The sequence below is a fragment of the Nocardia sp. NBC_00416 genome (assembly GCF_036032445.1).
Lineage (GTDB): Bacteria > Actinomycetota > Actinomycetes > Mycobacteriales > Mycobacteriaceae > Nocardia.
The window spans coordinates 2,622,830-2,636,997 of the sequence record NZ_CP107932.1 but is presented as its reverse complement, the minus strand read 5'-3'; the positions used below and the strand labels follow the sequence as shown (position 1 = coordinate 2,636,997).

The 14,168-nt window shown below is 69.0% G+C and carries 15 protein-coding genes; 3 read left to right on the top strand and 12 right to left on the bottom strand.

The annotated features are described in order from the left end of the window. Nucleotides 1-63: 63 nt before the first annotated feature. From OG804_RS10765 to OG804_RS10750, 4 genes are all read right to left on the bottom strand, one after another. Complete coding sequence (locus tag OG804_RS10765; RefSeq protein ID WP_328396445.1) at nt 64-837, bottom strand: MerR family transcriptional regulator; 774 nt, start codon at nt 835-837, stop codon at nt 64-66. 68 nt (nt 838-905) lie between these two features. Further along, nucleotides 906-2,414 carry a flavin-containing monooxygenase gene (locus OG804_RS10760; RefSeq protein WP_328396443.1) on the bottom strand — a complete coding sequence of 503 codons (1,509 nt, stop codon included), beginning with the start codon at nt 2,412-2,414 and terminating at the stop codon, nt 906-908. A 10-nt stretch (nt 2,415-2,424) separates the two neighbouring features. After that, entirely contained in the window at nt 2,425-3,348 is a 924-nt protein-coding gene (locus tag OG804_RS10755) for a ferritin-like domain-containing protein (RefSeq protein WP_328396441.1), read from the bottom strand. Between the two features lies 1 nt (nt 3,349). After that, nucleotides 3,350-4,273, bottom strand: coding sequence for an SDR family NAD(P)-dependent oxidoreductase (locus OG804_RS10750; RefSeq protein ID WP_328396439.1), 924 nt, complete (start codon nt 4,271-4,273; stop codon nt 3,350-3,352). A 246-nt stretch (nt 4,274-4,519) separates the two neighbouring features. Here OG804_RS10750 and OG804_RS10745 point away from each other — a divergent pair, with 246 nt between their 5' ends. Beyond that, nucleotides 4,520-5,314 (top strand): SDR family NAD(P)-dependent oxidoreductase, encoded by a 795-nt coding sequence (locus tag OG804_RS10745; RefSeq protein WP_328396437.1) that lies wholly within the window; start codon nt 4,520-4,522, stop codon nt 5,312-5,314. 80 nt (nt 5,315-5,394) lie between these two features. Here OG804_RS10745 and OG804_RS10740 read toward each other — a convergent pair whose 3' ends face one another. From OG804_RS10740 to OG804_RS10715, 6 genes are all read right to left on the bottom strand, one after another. Next, a complete protein-coding gene (locus tag OG804_RS10740) occupies nt 5,395-7,500 on the bottom strand; it encodes a neutral/alkaline ceramidase (RefSeq protein ID WP_328396435.1) in 2,106 nt (701 codons plus the stop codon). Nucleotides 7,501-7,653: 153 nt separating this feature from the next. Next, nucleotides 7,654-8,916 (bottom strand): DNA polymerase IV, encoded by a 1,263-nt coding sequence (gene dinB, locus OG804_RS10735; protein WP_328396433.1) that lies wholly within the window; start codon nt 8,914-8,916, stop codon nt 7,654-7,656. A gap of 118 nt (nt 8,917-9,034) precedes the next feature. Next, on the bottom strand, nt 9,035-9,838 hold the full coding sequence (locus OG804_RS10730) for an LLM class flavin-dependent oxidoreductase (RefSeq protein WP_328396431.1): 804 nt from the start codon (nt 9,836-9,838) through the stop codon (nt 9,035-9,037). A 64-nt stretch (nt 9,839-9,902) separates the two neighbouring features. Next, nucleotides 9,903-10,058 carry a hypothetical protein gene (locus tag OG804_RS10725; RefSeq protein ID WP_328396429.1) on the bottom strand — a complete coding sequence of 52 codons (156 nt, stop codon included), beginning with the start codon at nt 10,056-10,058 and terminating at the stop codon, nt 9,903-9,905. Between the two features lie 70 nt (nt 10,059-10,128). Continuing rightward, nucleotides 10,129-10,446: a transcriptional regulator gene (locus OG804_RS10720; RefSeq protein WP_328396428.1), complete on the bottom strand. Its 318-nt coding sequence runs from the start codon at nt 10,444-10,446 to the stop codon at nt 10,129-10,131. Next, the gene (locus OG804_RS10715) at nt 10,443-10,907 is read right to left on the bottom strand and encodes a hypothetical protein (protein ID WP_328398307.1); all 465 of its coding nucleotides are present in this window, start codon (nt 10,905-10,907) and stop codon (nt 10,443-10,445) included. Before OG804_RS10715 ends, OG804_RS10720 begins: the two co-directional genes overlap by 4 nt. 191 nt (nt 10,908-11,098) lie before the next feature. Between OG804_RS10715 and OG804_RS10710 the strand changes: the two genes are divergently transcribed. Further along, nucleotides 11,099-11,269 (top strand): hypothetical protein, encoded by a 171-nt coding sequence (locus OG804_RS10710; protein ID WP_328396426.1) that lies wholly within the window; start codon nt 11,099-11,101, stop codon nt 11,267-11,269. 121 nt (nt 11,270-11,390) lie between these two features. On the opposite strand, the gene OG804_RS10705 is transcribed toward OG804_RS10710, so the two are convergent. Beyond that, entirely contained in the window at nt 11,391-12,335 is a 945-nt protein-coding gene (locus OG804_RS10705; protein ID WP_328396425.1) for an NADP-dependent oxidoreductase, read from the bottom strand. Nucleotides 12,336-12,413: 78 nt separating this feature from the next. On the opposite strand from OG804_RS10705, the gene OG804_RS10700 reads away from it, so the two are divergent. After that, a complete protein-coding gene (locus OG804_RS10700; protein WP_328396424.1) occupies nt 12,414-12,821 on the top strand; it encodes a winged helix-turn-helix transcriptional regulator in 408 nt (135 codons plus the stop codon). A 40-nt stretch (nt 12,822-12,861) separates the two neighbouring features. On the opposite strand, the gene OG804_RS10695 is transcribed toward OG804_RS10700, so the two are convergent. Then, complete coding sequence (locus OG804_RS10695) at nt 12,862-14,067, bottom strand: acyl-CoA dehydrogenase family protein (RefSeq protein ID WP_328396423.1); 1,206 nt, start codon at nt 14,065-14,067, stop codon at nt 12,862-12,864. Between the last annotated feature and the right edge of the window lie 101 nt (nt 14,068-14,168).

Genomic DNA, 14,168 nt, shown 5'->3' with positions numbered 1-14,168 from the left:
GCCGGGTGCGGGCAGGGGCGAGCCGGAGCGCCGCGCATCGGAAGACGCCCGGCGCACCGGCGCTCAGTGACCGCGGTCGGCGCGGCCCAGTTTCCGTTCGCGCTCCCGTTCGGCCGCGGTGGCGAGATAGTCGCCGAGTTCGCGGCGCAGGGTGGTGTCGAGGGAACGGGCCAAACTGGTGTGGACGGCGGCGACGCCGAGTTCGCGCATCGTGTTCAGCATGCGGGTCGTCGCGGCGATCTCGTCATTGGAGTCCGGGAGCCAGCCGGGGCCGTGCTGGTCGACGATATGTTTCTTGGCCGCGTTGATGAGCAGGCCGCTGATATCGTCGATCCGCGTCGCCACCTCGGCGTAGACCGAGATCAGGGTGCCCAGATCCACACCGTACTCGTGGAGTTCGGTGAACGAGGTGAGCAACTGGGTGTCGGTGATGATCACCGTTTCGCCGTCCACCCGGACCAGGTCCATCCGGCGCAGCTGCTCCACCAGCTCGTCGGCCTGTTCGCCGAGGATGGTGGCCAGCAGCTCTCGGGGGACCTCGAAGGTCTCCTCCTCCGACCAGTTGGCGGTCACGGCGTGCTGCAGCCCCAGTACCTCGGTGAGGTCTTTGCCGGTTTCCCAGCTGGTGATGAAATCCGCGATATGCGCGGTGGTGAAACCGCGCTGGAGCAGGGCGTCGATGAGGCGGAGCCGCTCCAGATGGGAATCGTCGTAGATGCTGGCCCGGCCGTCGCGGTCCGCGGGGGGCGGCAGCAGGCCGCGCTCCTGGTAGGCGCGGACATTGCGTGATGTGGTGCCCGCGGCGCGGGCGAGGTCATCGATTCGATACCTCGGCATCTGTGTCCGCACCTCCCTCGCCCGCCTCGCCGGGTCCGCCGGCTCGAGAAATCGAGTCTAGCCGCCGGTCAGGCGACAGGTGCTACGCGTCGGGCGATCGCCGGTTCGCGTGCCACGACCGTGTAGTCGTCCAGGTCCACTCTCCGCAACTGGTTGCGGTACTGCGTGGCGAAACCCGGGTACATCGTCGCGTTGAACCCGTCTTCGGTGAGGTACCAGCTGCGGCACCCCGAGTTCCAGGTCGTCGCGCCGAGCCTGCGCTGGATGGCCGCGTTGTAGCGGTCCTGGCGCTCCCGCCGCACCTCCAGGATCCGCAGATCGCGGTCCAGGATGATGCCGATCGCCTGCACCAGGTAGTCGATCCGCGATTCCATGTACACCAGTGCCGAATTGTGTCCCGGACCGGAATTGGGACCGAAGGTGAGGAACAGGTTCGGGTAACCCGAGACCGTGACACTCCGGTACGCGAACGCGCCGCGCCGCCATTCGTCGCCGAGCACGCGCCCGTCGCGGCCGGTGACCGGGAGGGGCGTTCCCGTCTTGGAGACGTCGAACCCGGTGGCGAACACGATGCAGTCCGCCCGGTGCTCGATACCTTCGGCGGTACGGATGCCCTCCGGCGCGATCCGGGCGATCGGCCAGGTGATCAGTGTGCAGTTGTCGCGCTGCAGGGCCGGGTAGTAGTCGTCGGTCATGAGCAGCCGCTTGCAGCCCGCCCGGAAATCGGGGGTGAGCTGGCGGCGCAACCACGGGTCGGCGACCTGGCGGCGCAATTGCGCCCGCCCGACCATTTCCACCAACCGGGTGAACGGGGTGTTCCAGACGACGCCGAGCGCCACCGACTCGTGACCGTAGAACCAGGCCTGGCGCGCCAGCGTTTCCGCACCGGGCATATGCCGGTAGAGCTCTTTGGCGAGTGCGCCGGTACGCCGGTTGACCCGGGGCAGCACCCAGCCGGGTGTGCGCTGGAAGACCTTCACCGCCGCGGCCTTCTCCACCAGTTCCGGAATGATCTGCACCGCGCTGGCGCCGGTTCCGATCACCGCGACCCGCTTGCCGGCGAAATCGTAGTCGTGATCCCAGCGGGCGCTGTGGATCGTGTGGCCGGTGAAGGTGTCGAGACCAGGGATGTCGGGATAGCCGGGTTCGGTCAGCGGGCCGGAGGCGAGTACCACCGCGCGGGCGTGGACCGCGTCGGCGCCCGCGATCGAGATATCCCACAGGCCGGTGTCCTCGTCGAACGTCATGCCGGTGATGTTGTGCCGCAACCGTATATGCGAGCCGATCCCGGATTTCGCGACCATCGACTCGATATATCCGAGGATTTCGCCGCTGCCGGAATACGTGTGCGACCAATTCGGGTTGGGCGCGAAGCTGTAGGAGTACAGCCGGGACGGAATATCGCAGGCGGCGCCGGGATAGGTGTTGTCGCGCCAGGTGCCGCCGATCGCGGCACCGCGTTCGAAGACGGCGAAATTCGTGATGCCCTGTTGCCGTAACCGGATGGCCGCGCCGATACCGGCGAATCCCGCACCGATCACGGCGACATCGAGTGGGGCTGTGCTGGTGGTGGTCATCGTTTCCTCGTCACGCGGCGGGGGTGTAGGTGATTTCCTTCGACCACGTCGGGTCCTTGCGCAGCAGCCGCCGCGGGATGCGCCCGGTGACCTTCACCAGGGTGTCCGCGAGCAGGTGGTAGGGGTGTCCCCGGTCGACGACCCAGGTGCCGTGCAGCTTGACGATCTGGTACATCGGGAGCCGGCGGGCGAATTCGCTGCGCTCGCCGACCTTGCGGTAGCGCTCGAGCGCCGAATACAGCTTCTGCTCGTCCACTCCCATCGCGACGATGTTGTCGCGCATCTTGTTCAGCAGCGGCATATAGCTCAGCACCCCGATGAGGAATGTCGGTTTCACCCAGCCGCCGACCAATTCGATGAGAAGTTTGCGCATCTCCGCGTGGCCGAGCACATCCATCACCGCGAAATCGACTGCCAGATGCCGGGATTCGTCGGCATTGATATGCCGGAACGCCTGCTGGCACACCGGGTCCTCGATCTCGTCCATGATGAACTTGACCAGGGCGCCGTCCAGCGCGACCTCCAGCATCGGGATGACCGTGCCCAGGAACGACAGCGACATATCGTCGGCGTACTTGTCCAGGAAGTCGATCACCAGTTTGACGTTGATGTTCGGCTGCGGGATCTCGTCGCCGTCGAGCATCCCCCAGCGCCGCATCAGCGCGAGTTCGGCATTGGCGTGCTTCTGCTCCTCGGCGTGGAAATAGCGGTAGATCTCCCGCAGTGTCTCGTCCGGGGCTTTTTTGGCCATCGCGGCGAATCCGCGCGCGCCCACGTTCTCGATCCACATGAGATCCGACATGAACGGCTTCAGGCGCGCGTGCTGTTCGGGAGTGAGGGTTTCCGCACCGGGTGCGTCCCAATCGATATCGGCCAGCGCCCACTGGCGGTCCTTGATCTTGCCGAGCATGTCCTGGAAGTCCATGGTCGCCATATCAGACTCCTGTTCTCTCTCCGGTGGTTCGCGGTGCCGGTTCGTGCTGCGGCAGCAGCCGCTCGAGCAGGCCCGCGACGGCGGTGTACTGCGCGGGAAACGCGCGTTTGAGCAGCCAGATCAGCTGTGCGTCGGGCTGTGGGAGGACGTGCAACCGGCCGCGGTCGTGCGCGTCGAGCGCGATGCGGGCGACGCGTTCGGGGGAGAAACCGGTCCAGCGCATGAGGGTGTCGGCGAGGTCGCGCGACCCCGTGGTGATCCGTCCGTCGCGGGCGACGTTGGTCCGCACGAAGGTGGGGCACAGGACGGTGACCGCGATATCGGTGCCGCTGAACTCCGCGGCCATTGTCTCCGAGAGCGCGAGCACCCCGGCCTTGGAGGTGTTGTAGACCGCCATCGACGGCGCGGCCGCGAAACTCGCGGCCGACGCCACATTGATGATGCCGCCGCGACCCGCGGCCCGCAGCCGCGGCGCGAATATCTCGCATCCGTGCACCACACCCCACAGGTTGATGCCCAGTGCCCATTCCCAATCGGCGAATCCGATATCGCCTACGGCTTTTCCGCCGATGCCGACGCCGGCGTTATTGATCACCAGGCTGATCGGTCCGTCCAGAACCGATTCGGCGAAATGGGCGAGAACCTCCATATCCGCGCGGCGCGCCACATCGCAGCGGAACGCGTGCGCGGCGCCCGGATGCTCGCGCTCGATGGCGGCCACTGTCTCCGCGGCGCGGACCTCGTCGATATCGGCGCAGACGACCTGTCCGCCGCGTGCCGCGAGTTCGCGGGCGAAGGCGCGGCCGATTCCGCTGCCCGCGCCGGTGACCACCGCCCGGGCGCCGCGAGTGCGCGGGGTCCCGCCGCAGGGTGGGAACAGCCGGTCCGGTACGCCGGGGGCGGAGGTCTTCGTCGACCTGGTCATTCGCTCAGAATCATTCATCAATGTGCCATTTGTCAATGGCAAGTTGTGTGCATTGAGATAGTCGCAGATGAGAGGGTGGAAATCGGCGGACGATCGCGGTCGGCTGGGTGTTCGCAGCTGAGGTTCAGGGTTTCCGAGAGTCTGTGGACCCGTGGTCCGCGGCGGGCGGCGCTCATGGGCGGACAAGGACCAGGTGAGTCCGCGTGGCACGGCCGGTCGTCTCCGCTGGTGCGGCACGATGGGCCCATGCATATCGACCTCTCCGGACGAACCGCGCTGGTCTCGGGCTCCAGTCAGGGCATCGGGCTGGCCATCGCCGCCGCCCTGGCCCGGGCCGGCGCGATGGTGATCGTGAACGGACGTGGGCAGGAGCGCACCGAACAGGCCTGCGATTCGATTCTCGCCGAGGTTCCGGGCGCCTCGGTGCGACCGGTGGCCACCGACCTGGCTTCCGCGGTGGGAGCCGGGATCCTGCAGGAGAAGGTCGGCGAACTCGATATCCTCGTCAACAATCTGGGCATCTTCGAAGCCAAGCCGGTCTTCGAGATCGATGACGACGAATGGCGGCGGTACTTCGAGGTCAACGTCCTGTCCGCGGTGCGGCTCATCCGCATGTACCTGCCGGGCATGATGGGGCGCGGTTTCGGCCGGGTCATGAACATCGCCAGCGACTCGGCGGTGGTCACCCCGCTCGAGATGGTGCACTACGGAATGACGAAGACCGCGCTGCTCGCCGTGACCCGCGGTTACGCCAAAGCCGCCGCGGGGTCGGGGGTCACTGTCAACTCCGTCGTGGCGGGTCCGACCCATACGCCCGGGATCGAGGAATTCGTGCACGACCTGGTGGGCGAGGAGCTGCCGTGGGACCAGGCCCAGCACCGGTTCATGCTGGAACATCGCCCCCACTCGCTCGTGCAGCGCCTCATCGAACCCGCGGAGATCGGGAACATGGTCGTCTACCTCAGCTCGGACCTCGCCTCGGCGACCACCGGCGGGGCAGTTCGAGTCGACGGCGGCTACATCGATTCGATTCTGCCGTGACCTACCGGCAGCTCACCTGAGCGACCACCTGCGGCGCCGGGCCGGTCGGCCCGTCCGGGAGCCCGGCGAGGCGGAGCGGCTCAGGTGATATCGAACTCGTTACTGATTCCGGTCACCGGATACAGGTTTCCGTCCGGGCCCAGGCGGTCGGCGTAGTGGACGAATCGGTGGCGGCCCGGCCGGGCATCGCCGGGGATATCCCAGGTGAACGTCGCGACCGAGGTGGCGGGTACGCGTGTGCTCCAGTGGAAGCGCACACTCCACTCGCCCTCATTGGCGACGCGGGCCCACCTTCCCTCGCTGAGTCGCTGGACTTCCAGGAAGGTGTCGTTGCGGCGTGGGTTGTGCTTGGGATGGGCCGAGACGAATTCGACGAAGGCCTGCGCGCCCGGGGTGTACGAGCCGGCCGGTTGGGTCAGGGTCGCTCCGAAATCCTGTCCCGGCGGCGCGGTGTCCGGGCCGGGCGCCGGCACGAAGTTCGGCTGTAGCTGGGACAGATCGCGCGGCGCCGGCCCCCGGGCGACGGTCGTGTTCGCGGCCAGCGCGGTCGCCAGCCGGGTGAACTCCTGCTGGTAGGCGGGCAACGTATTGCGACCGAACAGCGTGGACGCACCTTCGTACTGTTGCGCGTCGTATTCCTCGGGCGTGGTGACATATTCGTGATAGGCGTTGGCGTAACCCTGCATGAGAACCCGGTCCTGGTCCACGTTCAGCGCCGCCGCCACCGCGCGCCGGATCCGCAGGCCTGCCACGATGGTGAACTCACCGCCGGCGGCGGCCAGATACAGCTCACCGATGCGCACGATCTGGATCGGGACCACGCTGGGCACCCACGGCGCCGGCGGCAGCAGCGTGAACGGCACCGCGACCGCCTTGGGCGCCTGGGCGTCGGCGAGCCACGCGGGAACCGGCTGGTGCGGGTCGCCGAGCGCGTCGAGGAACGGATTGCGGACGCCCTCCTGGATCGGTCCGCCGGGCAACCCCGGACCGTCTTCGACACTGCCCGCGAACAGTGAGACGCCCGCGGCGGGCGGTGCGGTGTGGCGGGCGAGTCCGTCGGGTGTGAAGCGTGCGTCCACGGCGATATCGGAGAGGTCGATATAGCAGAACACCGAACCGACCGGCCCGGCTATCGGGCGGGCATCGGCCAGAGCCGTCCGCGACGCGTTGTACTGGCGTTCGCCGATGATCCGGGTGTTGTCGAACTCGTTGTGGGTGGGTCCCGAGCCGGGCTGGAGATCGAGGTTGGGGGACATATCGCCGGCATTGGTCTGGGCGAAGGCGGCGACGAAATCCGGTGCGCCGTCGAGATAGCGGACACCGTGGTCGGTGTGTTCGTGGGTGAACGACGCATAGCCCTTGTTGTCCGCGCTGATCATCCGGTTCTTGTTGGTCATCGAGGTGTTGTGGGTCGCGAACCAGGTGATCGCGCCGACTTCGCGTCCGCCCTTGCTGATCGACAGGGCGGTGACGGCCGGATCGATGGCTCCTGGGAAGTGCGCGCGGTCCGCTGCGGGGTTGCGGTCGAAGGCGACCCGGGAACGATTGACACTGGCGTCGTGCAGTGCGGAGCGCCCCAGCGATACGGTGCCCGGCCCGAGGTCGGCGTGCGCGGCGCTGATGGCTTCGACCAGGCCGCCGACCTCGGCGTCGTAGACCTGCTGCTGGAAACCGAGGATCGACAGGTTGTAGGCGTAGTCGTGGGCGGCTCCGCCACAGACGGCGTGCGAATGGGTAGAGGTGAGCAGGACATTGTCCTCGGTGTAGAGGTCGCCGAATCTGCGGGCCAGCTCGGTCAATACGCCGTGGTGCACCGACTGGAAGATCATCGCGTTCTCCGCGACGGCGAAGACGACCCGCCGGCCGCCGCCGGCGAATACGAAGGCCCGGGCCCGGGGCCGGAGATGGATACCGGCGGTGGTCTGGTCCTGCTGCGAGTAGCCCATCATTCCGCATTCCGCGGCCGGGCCGGTGATATCGGAGATTCCGAGGCCGATCTCGTATTCGCCGGAATCCGGGGCGGCCTGGGCGCGGGCGCCCGCATGTTCGCCGAGGCCCGGCGCCGTCGCGGCGACCGCCCCGAGCGTGACCGTCCCCAGCGCCGCGGCCGCCAGGACGGATCGGCGCGGCAGCGCGGCAGCGTCCGGGCCGGGTTCGCGGACACGGGGATCGGGAGTTGCTGCCATCGGCGTTCCTTCCTGTTCGAGAGGCAGCGAACCACACTGTTGAACAAACGTCCAGATTTCGTGCGGTCGTGTTCGCTCCGCCGGGTCCGCGCGAGATCTCCGGTGGGCGCGGCGAACAGCGCGCCGCGAGAACATTCGCCGGTGGCCGGGCGGTCAGTCCGGGAGCAGCGGTACAGACAGGCCTTCGCCGCGCCCCAGCAGGGCGGCGCGGGTGACCGCGGCGGAGCCGAATCGAGTGCGCAGGTCGTCGAGAGTCGTGTCCAGGGCAGGCGTGGGACCGTGCTCGAAAGGCAAGGTGAGCTGCTGGGTGCCGGCGTTCTCGAGGTTCGTCAGGGCCGAACCGATGAGGGTCAGACCCTGCGCGGTGATCAGTGGCATCGCGCCGGCCAAGAGTCCGCGGGCGGCGCGCAGGATCGTCTCGGTGTGGTCGGTGGCCGCGGGCAAGGTATGCGAGCGGCTGGCCCGGGTGAAATCGCCGAAACGCATACGCAGCACCACGGTGCGGCAGACCCGGTCCGCGGTGCGGAGGCGGCGGGTGAGCCGATCGATGAGGCCGTGCAGATACGCCTCGATCTCCGCGGGCGTGTGCGGGCGCCGGCCCAGCGCCCGCTGCGCCCCGATGGACCGGCGCCGCCGCCCGGTCTCGACCCGGCGCGGATCGCGGGCCCATGCCAGCGCGTGCAGATGCCGGGCGGCCGCTGGCCCGATGATCGAGCGCAATGCGGGCTCGCCGTATTCGGCCAGCTGGCCGATGCGTTCGATCCCGTGCGCGTGCAGCGTGCTCGCGGTCACCGGCCCCACGCCCCACAGCCGGTGCACCGGGAGCGGATGCAGGAATTCGAGTTCGTGGCCGGGTTCCACCACCAGCAGCCCGTCGGGTTTCGCGACGGCGCTGGCGACCTTGGCGAGGAACTTCGTCCCCGCGATTCCGACGGAGATCGGCAAGCCGACATCGCGGCGCACCCGGTCGCGCAAACCGGCCGCGATCGCGCGCGGCTCCCCGGCGATCCGGCGCAGCCCGGCGACATCGAGGAACGCCTCATCGATGGAGAGGCCCTCCACGATCGGGGTGGTGTCGGCGAAGATCTCGAACACCTCCCGGCTGGCCCGGGCGTAGGCCGACATCCGCGGCGGTACGACGACGGATTCCGGGCACAGTCGCAGGGCCTGCCCGATGTTCATCGGGGTGCGGACCCCGCGGGCCTTGGCCTCGTAACTCGCCGCGAGAACGACACCGCCGCCCACCAGCACCGGTTTCCCGCGCAGCCCGGGCTGGTCCCGTTGCTCGACCGAGGCGTAGAACGAATCCAGATCCGCGTGCAGGATCGAGGCCCGGGTACGCGCGGTGATCCGTGGCCGCCGGTGCACACCCGCGGAATTCTGCCCAGGGCTGCCTGATACCCCATGAGCTGGCATTTCGCGACCTGATTCGAACATATGTTCACATTAGCAGTGTGGGCTGCCGCCCAACCCCGCCCGGCCGCTTCGATAATGCCGGCTGTGTCAGCGGGTGCGCGCTCATGGCCGCCCCGGGCTAGCGTCCGGCGAGTTCGGCGACGACCGGAGCGAACCTGTCGACGAAGTCGGCGCCGAAGACGAAGTAGGAGAAGCCGATCTCCTCCCGTCGCCGCTGGATTTCCTCGGCGGCGGCCGCCGGGTCGTCCGGAAGTACGGTCAGTGCGTCCACCGCGCGAAGCGCGGCAGGGTCGGTGTCGGGCGGCGCCATGTACGGTGCGACAGTTTCGCCGATCACGGGCACGGCGAGCGCGAGCTCGACGTCTCCGCTGGTGCGGAAGTCGCGTGCCAGCCGCTCGACTTCGTCCCGAGGCTGATCCCCCAGCGCGAAGGTGACCGTGTCCGCGACCTCGGCAGCCAGCGCCCGGGCCCGCGGACCGAGTACGGCCATCGCCACCGGTGTGCGACGGTCGGGACCGTCGAGATCTCTCAATGCCCGGACGGTCTCACGTACCCGGGCCAGCCGCTCGTTCGGCGGTACGACGGGCAGTCCCTTGTCGCGGAGTTCGTCCTCGATTCCCGGTCGGCCGGTGCCGATGCCCATCTCGAAGCGGCCGTCGGTCAGCAGCGACAGCGAGTGGGCTTCCCACGCCGTCATCCAGGGCGGGCGTAGTGGGGAGGCGTACACCCAGGTGCCCACGCGCAGGTCGGTGCGGGCCGCGACGGTGGCCAGCATGGGGCCGGGCGCCGGTTGCCCGAGCGGGAAGTCGGGCACCAGCAGCGTCGAGTAGCCGCTGTCGGCGATGCGGCCCGCGCGATCTCGCCACGTCGGCAGGTCGGTGTCGAGCGGGGCGACGACCCCGAAACGAAACGGTCTCGTCATGCCCGGACTCCTTCGTGGCCGCGTTCGGCGGCTCGGGCCGGGCCGCCGAACGCGGCCGGTGTGGTCAGCTTCCGTTCCCGCCGCCGGTATACGCACCGCCCAGGAGACGCCGCCGTCGTCGTCGGCGCTCGGATTCCTTGCCGGGCCGCGGCTGCGTGGCTGCGGGCTGCTGCTCGGCCGGCTGTTCGGGGTCACGCTCGGTCTTGCGGAAGAATCCCATGTCGAGCTCCTTTTCGTGGGGCGATTCGAAGCGATCGGCGGCAGCTCCCGGCTGTCGCTGTGGGTTCGTATCAGGTCGGTGTGGCCGGGTCCGCGGGTGTGGCGGCGGCGACGATTTCCTGTAGGGCGGCGATATGGCCGGTGAAGGCGTCGCGTCCGCGCTCGGTCAGCTGGGCGCGGACCTTGCGCCGGCTGCCGTCCAGCCGGCGTTCGGTGGTGACATAGTCGGCCTCCTCCAGGGTCGCGAGCTGCTTGGACAGCGCCGAATCGGACAGCCCCAGACGGTCTTTGAGGAAGGCGAACTCCGCCCAGTCGGCGGCTGCGAGCGTCGCGACCAGCGAGAGCCGGGTGCTGGGGTGGATGAGTTCGTCGAAGCGGGCCTGCGTCACGCGTGGAACCAGTGCCGTAGGACGCGGAGGATTTCCGGGCCGCCGAAGCCGATGATCGCCGCCACCAGCACTCCCGCCCAGATTCCGGGGCTGCGGTCGCCGTCCGCGTCCAGGGCCATCGCCACGCCGAGGGTGAGGGCGACGAGCGCGCACAGCATGCCCACCACCACGATCGGGGTGCGGCGTCCGGCTACGGCCGCGCTGACCTGCACCTGATCGGTGCGGCGACGTCCGTTGAGCAGCCGCGAGGCGGCGAACGAGTGCCCGACGCCGAAGATCAGCGTCGCGGTGATGATCAGCCATTGCGGCCCGAGGTCCCCGATCAGGCCGAGTACGACCCAGCCGGCGGCCATCGCCCACCAGTATCCGCGTGGCAGCCCCACCTCCCGGGCCACTCGGCCGCGCGCGCGCTCGACCGCATCCAATGCGGCGCGTGCCTGATCCGGAGCGACGTTTTCCATGGTCACCTCACTTTCCTACTTGGAAAGTAAGAATCCACTTTCCCGTCAGGAAAGTCAAGAGGTCTCCGCGACTCGATACTCGCCTCCGAACGACGCTGATACCCGACCGCGGTACGGCCCCTACCGGCCGGCTGCTCACCGGGCAGCCCTCGCCGCCGGGCATCACGTCACCGCGATCACCCGGCTTACCGTTGCGGCATGATCAGTTCGAGATCGTCGGCGCCGACGTGCTCGACCCGGATGCCGTCGACGACGTTGTCGCGGACCGGGGCGCGGTGCTGTCCGTGCTGGACGACGAGCGCTACCCGCGGGCCACGGTCGGCGTCATCACCACCGTCGACAATCTCACCCTGCTCCAGTGAATCCGCCGCGAGGCGCTCGCCGCGAGTTGAGCGAAGGTGGGCATCGACGGCCACGGCCGGTGCCGACGGAAATCCTCGGACACCGTCCACGCAACTTCGCCGAACACACTCCGACCGGTGTTCAGGGTGTCAGGACGAGCCGACCTCGCAGGCCGCCTTTCGCGAGTCGGCGGTGTGCCTCGGCGGCTTGTTCGAGCGGCAGGGTTCCGGCTACCCGCAGGGTCAGGTCATCGGCCGCGAGACCCGCCAGGGCGATTCCGTCGGCGCTGATCCATTCCTGATGGATTCTGATACCGCGCAACGGGATCGGTGGCGTGCCGCCCGTCACGGTGGCGAATGCCCCGCGGTTGCGCACCGCGGCCAGCGCTCGTACACCGAGACCCGCGGTATCCATCGCCGCGTCGACGCCGCCGGGAACGAGCCGCCGGATATCGGCCGCCAGATCGGCGGTGTGACGGTCGACGATCCACTCGGCGCCGAGTCGTTCGAGGAACGGGCCGTCAGCGGGGTCGGCGTGCGCCGCGACGTGCAGACCGCGGCGCACCGCGAGCTCCACGGCGAATCCGCCGACCGCGCCCGCGGCCCCGGTGACCAGTACGGTGCCGCCGGGATCGAGATCGAGCAGGTCGAGGGATTGCGCGGCCGTCAGTGCGTTCAGCGGGAGGGTGGCGGCCGCGCTCGGCGCCACATCGGCCGGTGCCGGCGCCACCGCGGTCGCGTCGAGGGCGATGTAGTCGGCGTAGGCGCCGAGCGAGGCGTCCAGCAGATCGCGCAGCCCGATCACCCGCTGCCCCACGGCGAACGCGGTCACCGCCGGTCCGATCCGTTCGACGACTCCGGCGACGTCCCAGCCGATGCCGGTCGTTTCGCGGGGGGCCATCAGTCCGGCCTCGGCCAGCGCGCCCGCCCGGGTGGCGAGGTCCACCGGGTTGACCGTCGCCGCCTCGACGCGGACCAGTACCTGTGCAGGGCCGGGGGTGGGTATCGGGACCTCGACGGTCTCGAGTGCTTCGGGTCCGCCGTAGCCGCGCGCGATCACCGCACGCATCGTCTTTGCTGTCGCCATACAGCCAACGTATGGAAAGCTGCTCTCCATTAGGAAGTAGGCACTTTCGAGTGCCCAGGGCACCAGGAGGTGTGTTCGATGTCTACCCGCACTGCCGCTCGGCGCCGGAGCGAGGCGAGTGCCGCATACGACGCGTATCTCGCCGAATGCCCGGCCCGGCAGCTGCTCGACCGGATCGCCGACAAATGGGTGAGCCTGACTGTCAACGCCCTGGCGCAGGGCCCGCGGCGCTACAGCGAGCTACGCCGCCGAATGGCCGGTGTCAGTCAGAAGATGCTCACCCAAACGCTGCGCAACCTCGAACGCGACGGTTTGGTGACGCGCACGGTGACGGCGTCGGTGCCGGTGCGGGTCGACTACGAGCTGACCGAACTCGGCTACTCCCTGCTTCCGGTGATGCACGCGATCAAAGGGTGGGCCGAGCATCATATGGACGAGGTCCGCAGCGCTCGTGCTTCCTACGACGCCGACGGCCCTCGATCCTGATCCGGCACACCGGTCGTCCGACGCCGGCGGCCGGGGCGGGTCAGCGGGCGGCGGCTGCCCGCCGGGCCGCCCCGACGGCGCGCTTGGCGATGGCCCAGCGGTGCACCTCGGAGGGGCCGTCGTAGATACGGAACGGCCGGACCTCGCGCGAGAGCCGGGCCAGCGGCAGATCCTCGGAGACGCCGAGGCCGCCGCAGAGCTGGACGCTGCGGTCGACGACGCGGAAGATGGCCTCGGCGGCGAAGGTCTTGGCGATCGAGGTCGCGTTGCCCGCCTGCTGACCGTTGTCGAGTTCCCAGCAGGCCCGCACCAGTAGCGCGCGGGTGGCGGCGATATCGATCTCGTTGTCCGCCACCATCTGCTGTGCCATACCGAGGTTCCCGATGGCCGAGCCGAAACCCTCCCGCTCGGCGATGTAGGCGACGGCGACATCGTGGGCGCGGCGGCAGGCGCCGAGCCAGCGCATCACATGTGTCATCCGGGCCGGTCCCAGCCGGACCTGCGCGTATTCGAAACCGCGGTCTACGGCGCCGAGGACCGCCTCGTCGGCGACGAACAGATCCTCGAAGAAGACCTCGCAGTGTCCGCCGATCATGGAGCGGTCGAGGGTGTCGATATGGCGGCCGACGCGCAGGCCCGGGGTGTCGGCGGGTGCGAGGAACATCGTGGCGCCGCCGCGCTGTCCGGGCTCACCGGAGGTGCGGGCCATGATGATGAAGAAACCGGCGCCGTCCGCGCCCGTGATGAAATGCTTGTGCCCGTTGATGCGCCAGCCGCCGTCTACTTTCGACGCCCGGGTGGCCAGGGCCGACGGGTCCGAGCCGGCGCCGGGGGCGGGCTCGGTCATCGCGAAGGCCGAGCGTAGATCGCCGCGGGCCAGCGGTTCGAGGTAGCGCGCCTGCTGTTCCGGATCGGCGATATGGGCGAGCATGTGCACATTGCCCTCGTCGGGCGCGGCGATATTGAGCGCGGTCGGGCCGAACAGCGAATACCCCGCTTCTTCGAAGACCGGCGCGCGGTCCGACATCGACAGCCCGTGCCCGCCGTACTCGACCGGGGCGTGCGGGGCGAAGACACCGGCCGTCCGCGCCTGCTCCTGCAGGGTGGCCCGGATCCGGTCCCCGCCGGCGGCGGCGATATCGCCGCGGCTCTCGTCCTCGACGGGCAGTACGGATTCCCGCACGAATACGCGGGTGCGCTCCACCAGCGCCTCTACCTCGGCGGAATAGGTCAGATCGATCGGCATCGCAGTCCTCCTGGCGTCCGGCGGATCGCTGAGCCAACCGAGCGATCGCTCCGAGTGAACACTCTCATCAGCGCGGCGAGATGTCAAAAGTATGATGTGAG

Excerpts from the sequence above, each read along its gene's own strand:
- dinB (WP_328396433.1), bottom strand. The coding sequence starts at position 8,916 with ATGCCAGCTCATGGGGTATCAGGCAGCCCTGGGCAGAATTCCGCGGGT.
- OG804_RS10745 (WP_328396437.1), top strand. The coding sequence starts at position 4,520 with ATGCATATCGACCTCTCCGGACGAACCGCGCTGGTCTCGGGCTCCAGT.
- OG804_RS10695 (WP_328396423.1), bottom strand. The coding sequence starts at position 14,067 with ATGCCGATCGATCTGACCTATTCCGCCGAGGTAGAGGCGCTGGTGGAG.
- OG804_RS10715 (WP_328398307.1), bottom strand. The coding sequence starts at position 10,907 with ATGGAAAACGTCGCTCCGGATCAGGCACGCGCCGCATTGGATGCGGTC.
- OG804_RS10765 (WP_328396445.1), bottom strand. The coding sequence starts at position 837 with ATGCCGAGGTATCGAATCGATGACCTCGCCCGCGCCGCGGGCACCACA.
- OG804_RS10750 (WP_328396439.1), bottom strand. The coding sequence starts at position 4,273 with ATGACCAGGTCGACGAAGACCTCCGCCCCCGGCGTACCGGACCGGCTG.
- OG804_RS10725 (WP_328396429.1), bottom strand. The coding sequence starts at position 10,058 with ATGGGATTCTTCCGCAAGACCGAGCGTGACCCCGAACAGCCGGCCGAG.
- OG804_RS10755 (WP_328396441.1), bottom strand. The coding sequence starts at position 3,348 with ATGGCGACCATGGACTTCCAGGACATGCTCGGCAAGATCAAGGACCGC.
- OG804_RS10730 (WP_328396431.1), bottom strand. The coding sequence starts at position 9,838 with ATGACGAGACCGTTTCGTTTCGGGGTCGTCGCCCCGCTCGACACCGAC.
- OG804_RS10705 (WP_328396425.1), bottom strand. The coding sequence starts at position 12,335 with ATGGCGACAGCAAAGACGATGCGTGCGGTGATCGCGCGCGGCTACGGC.
- OG804_RS10760 (WP_328396443.1), bottom strand. The coding sequence starts at position 2,414 with ATGACCACCACCAGCACAGCCCCACTCGATGTCGCCGTGATCGGTGCG.
- OG804_RS10700 (WP_328396424.1), top strand. The coding sequence starts at position 12,414 with ATGTCTACCCGCACTGCCGCTCGGCGCCGGAGCGAGGCGAGTGCCGCA.
- OG804_RS10740 (WP_328396435.1), bottom strand. The coding sequence starts at position 7,500 with ATGGCAGCAACTCCCGATCCCCGTGTCCGCGAACCCGGCCCGGACGCT.